Source organism: Cellulophaga sp. 20_2_10 (assembly GCF_023476645.1).
In the GTDB taxonomy this organism is placed as follows: Bacteria; Bacteroidota; Bacteroidia; order Flavobacteriales; family Flavobacteriaceae; genus Cellulophaga.
This window is the reverse complement of sequence record NZ_JAMCOJ010000031.1, coordinates 1-4,958: the sequence shown is the minus strand read 5'-3', so window position 1 is coordinate 4,958 and position 4,958 is coordinate 1. Positions and strand designations below refer to the sequence as shown.

At 30.0% G+C, this 4,958-nt stretch carries 3 protein-coding genes; all 3 read left to right on the top strand.

The features are described 5' to 3' along the window. Positions 1-118 precede the first annotated feature (118 nt). The 3 genes from M4I21_RS18265 (at position 119) to M4I21_RS18255 (ending at position 4,536) form a co-directional block, all read left to right on the top strand. Positions 119-1,537, top strand: a complete 1,419-nt coding sequence (locus tag M4I21_RS18265; protein ID WP_249560667.1) for a serine hydrolase domain-containing protein — start codon at positions 119-121, stop codon at positions 1,535-1,537. A gap of 504 nt (positions 1,538-2,041) precedes the next feature. After that, a complete protein-coding gene (locus M4I21_RS18260; protein ID WP_249560666.1) occupies positions 2,042-3,337 on the top strand; it encodes a WG repeat-containing protein in 1,296 nt (431 codons plus the stop codon). A 200-nt stretch (positions 3,338-3,537) separates the two neighbouring features. After that, complete coding sequence (locus tag M4I21_RS18255) at positions 3,538-4,536, top strand: hypothetical protein (protein ID WP_249560665.1); 999 nt, start codon at positions 3,538-3,540, stop codon at positions 4,534-4,536. Positions 4,537-4,958: the final 422 nt, after the last annotated feature.

Sequence of the window (4,958 nt, the reverse complement as noted above, 5' to 3'; positions counted from 1 at the left end):
CGTGGCCGCGCGAAACTAAAGCTTATTATCTTACACTTTTTGTATCTTCGTTCTCAAGGCCGAACTGCGTTTAGCAGGGCGTTGGCATTCATTAAAAAAAAATGAAAATCAGAAATAAATGAAAAAAATAATACTAATAGTTTTGACCCTAATAGTTAATCTATCGTTCGGACAAACGGAAAAAGCAGATAACAAAATTATAACCGAAAAATTTGTAGAACATTATAATAATGATAATTACAATGGAATATTTTCAATGTTTGCAGATGTATTGAAAGAGGCTTTGCCAATAGAAACAACTACAGAATTTTTGAAAAATCTTAAATCTCAAGCAGGAAATATCACCAATCAAGAATTTATAAAATATGAAAATGGAACTTATGCTTCTTATAAAACCACATTTGAACGTGCTGTTTTCGCTCTCAATATTTCAATAGACGATAATTCAAAAATAAACGGGATATTAGTTAAACCGTTTGCTGAAGAAGTTAATACAGAAAATGTAGTTAATAATTTGTCTATTAAAAACAGTTTAATAACAAAAGACCAATCTGAAATCATATTTGAAAGCACAAAAGTATTTCCAAACAACACACAATTATCGATTGCAATAATCAATAATGGAAAAGTTAGTTATTATGGAATAAAAAAGGAAAGTGATACCATTTCAACGATTGATAACCAAAAAAGCATTTTTGAGATAGGCTCTATATCTAAAGTTTTTACATCTACTCTACTTGCAAACTTTGTTATAGACGGAAAGGTTAAACTGAATGATAACATCAATGATTATTTAAAAGTCTCTATTAAGAACAGCACAGAAATATCATTTATTGATTTAGCTAATCATACTTCTGGGCTTCCTCGTTTACCATCAAATCTTGATTTAACAAATGTTGACTCTGAAAATCCATATAAAGAGTACAAGGAAAAAGAATTGGAAGACTATGTAACAAATCAACTTGAGTTATCAAATAAAGGAAAATATCAATATTCCAATTTAGGAGCAGGATTACTCGGTTACACATTAAGAAAAATTGAAAACGATACTTATGAAAGCCTACTACAGAATAAAATATTTTCCAAATATGATATGCAAAATTCAACAACGAATATTACTACAATAAAAGGCAATTTGGTAAAAGGATTAAATAACGAAGGTATAGAAGTTCCAAATTGGGATTTAGCAGTTTTGGCTGGTGCAGGTGCAATATTTTCAACAGTAGAAGACCTTTCGCAATTTGCTATTTCTCAATTTGACTACTCAAACAAGGAACTTGAACTTACAAAAGAAAAAACTTTTGAATTAAATGAAAATATGGATATTGGTTTAGGCTGGCACATATTAAAGAATAAGTCTGATAATTTTTGGTATTGGCATAATGGCGGAACTGGAGGATATTCATCATCAATGGCCATTGACGTTAAGACAAATAACGGAATAATTATTCTGTCAAATGTGTCAGCATTCAATCCAAATATGGGAAATATTGATAAGCTATGTTTTGAACTAATGAAAACACTCGAAAAAGAATAACGAAATGCCAACAATGTATATAAAAAATAGGCGAAATATCAGTAAGATCAAGGCTTTTGGCTCGTATCTAACTTTGTGCTTAACCGAAAGTTTCGTGCTTCGAAATCGCCTACTTTTCATATACTAACCGATGGAACACATTCAGCGAAAAGCTGACCAAAGTTGCTACACAGCTGCGCTGTTCCCGCCTCTTTGGAAAATGTGTTCCATCGCCCTGCTAAACCAAATTGGGATAGTGCTTATCCGCTAAGTTCAGCTTTTGCTGCCCATCTAGGGAAAACGATGTAACATCAGTAGCTAAAAGCAATTTGGTACGACCCATCGAACTCTCGATCCAATAAAGTGGCTCACTAATCAATTTTTTTTTATAAAAATCGCTCAGCGAGACGGTTAATAAGCTTTAGCCTCGCGTGGCCGCGCGAAACTAAAGCTTATTATCTTACACTTTTTGTATCTTCGTTCTCAAGGCCGAACTGCGTTTAGCAGGGCGTTGGCAATAATTTGATGAAATACAAACTTTACATACTAATTTTACTTTTTGTTTCTTTTAATGGATATACACAAGAAAAAACACCCGATTTCAGAATATCTGAAAACGGTAAATATGCTTTATTTAGTATAGAAGGAAAACAATTAACAGAACCACTTTATAATTATGGAATTTGCTATCAAGGAATATGTAAAGTAAGGAGAAACAAAAAAATAGGGTTTCTAAATTTAAATGGTACACAAATAATACCTTGCAAGTATTCAATGGCTTATGTAGTTGCAAAAGGAGTAATAGCAGTATCTAATGGTAAGGAATGGTTTTGTTTAAATGAAGAAAACCAAAAGATAACTCCTTTTATAATTGATAAAGTAACAGACATGTGTATAACAGATAAAAGGTACGCTATAGAAGTCAAGAAAGGTAAAAGTTCAGGCTTATATTTTTACCGTGGAAAGAGTATAAAATTACTTCCTTTACACAAATACTATTCTATAAATAAACAAGAGCAAGAAAGTGGTCTTATTGAAGTTATTATAGATAGTAACAGAGAGTATATTAACAAGAAGAAAGTAGACACTATTTCACATTTATATACCTTCCAATCAGATTACATAAATGGCTTAATTTATGCTGAAAAACATTTGACAAAAGAAGAAATTAAGGAATTGAGTAAAACAAAACTAACTTTCTCTTATAGTAAACGTGGGGTTTTAGATAGTATTGGTAATATTATCATACCATTTAAATATGAATCCATTGACATTCTAAAAAATGGATTTTTTAAAGTGAGAGATATTGATAACAATGGGCATATTATATATGGCTATTTCAATTCAAAAGGAAAGCAAACATTACCCTTTAAATACACTTCTGCTTCAAATTTTTCACCTAAAGGGTATGCTTTAATAGATACATCACATCATAATGGTAATTTATTTTTTATAGATACTTTAGGAAAAGTTATATCAACACCGAAATTTGATATGGTTTCTAGTTATCTTAGTGATGATGGTTTGGCTATAGCTAGAAAAAAGAAGAAATATGGATTTATAAATGCTCATAGTACAGTAATTATAGATTTTAAGTTTGATAATGTCAGTCATTTTCATAAAGGATTGGCTCGTGTTTCCAAAAACAAAAAATTTGGATTTATTAATGTTAAAGGAGAAATCATTATTCCAATAAAATTTGATAAAGCAAATTATTATTTTACTAAAGAAGTAGAAGAATTAGAGCTTGATAGAAAAAAATATTATTTTGATAGAACAGGTAAAGAAATAAAAACTATTGCCAACAATGGCTATAATTAATACGGGTTTTGGTGTTTAATTCAAAAGTTAGTGTACTTTTATTAAGTCCGCCAAATCTTTTGATTTGGCTTTTAAACAGAAAAAATAAAAACAAACAAAAAGATTTGGCTAATAGCTTAAACGGAAACAAAAGTTCACTTTTATTCCCGTACTAATCATACAAAAACACGTTGTAAAACATTTAGTAAGAACTACCCGAAATGAAATATTATATTATTTTACCAATTCTCATTCTTTTCATAAATTTTTCTTGTTCTCAATGCCCAAAACAAATAACATTAGAGAATTATTATTTGTCAAAAAAATCTAAGAACAAGTTCCCCTACCTAAATGGAGAAGGAAAATTAATATTTAAAGACTCTTTAAATAACAAATTAACATTTCAACTTAAATCTTCAGATACAACTTACCTTTCCGATTTTGAATGGGAAGAAAACAGTGCTTTAAACGATTCCATCAATAAAAAGATTAAAATAAATGCTAAAAGAGAGTGGCAAAATGTTGTATTTATACCTGACACCTTAATTAACTTAACATTTAATATTTTTATTAGACAGAGAGTTCAAATTGATGCATCAGATTTAAATAATATCAAGGAAATTGACGGAATACAAATTTACAGGGCGAATGTAGGTCAAATGAATATTGTTACAGATTTGAAAAATTTTTATCTTGAAGAAGAATCTGCAGAAAAAGTTGATAGCATTATAATTAATGGTAGATTATTTAAAAATGTATTAAAATCTAAATATATGAATAGTGGAGGTATATATTATGATATGAAAAAAGGAATAGTCGCAATTAAAGAATACCAAGAAGGTTTTGAAAAATCTAAATATTGGACTTTAGATAGTATTATCTATTGCGAAAAATATAAAGAACCTAAAAGAATTACAGAAAAAAGCAAATATGATAAATTAAAAGAAAATTATGAGCTTTTTGGAAAGTGGGAAATATTTGATTCTAATAGTGGCGGAAGTTTTCCATTTGAAATTTATCAAAAGGGAATTGAATTTATTGCTGTTGTTCCTTGGGGTAGCTATGAAACTGACACTCTTATAAAAAATGGTAATAAGTTTTCTGAAAAAGGAATTGACAAAGGGGAATACTATATTATTGACTCAGATAAGGAAATGACATTATTTGATGGAAATGGAAATAGTTTAGCAGATGAAGGTTATACTGCGAAGAAAAAATAAAAATATTTCATTGTACTTAAATTAATTGTGGAGAATTACCTAATTAAATTTAAATTATGAATTGACTGAAGAATAAAAACGTTTTACAACAAAACCTATAAACAATACGGAATTAGAGTTTTAAACGCCAAGGTCTGTGTATATTTATGATGTCGCAAAATCTTTGGGATTTCGCTTTGACAGAAAAAAAAGAAAAAACAAAACCAAAAGATTTCGCTAAGTGCGTGGCGGAAAGCAAACGTAAGTTTGCTCCCGTACTGTTCATAGCTTAGCCGATGGAACACATTCAGCGAAAAGCTGACCAAAGTTGCTACACAGCTACGCTGTTCCCGTCCCTTTGGAAAATGTGTTCCATCGCCCTGCTAAACCAAATTGGGATAGTGCTTATCCGCTAAGTTCAGCTTTTGCTGCCCATCTAGGGA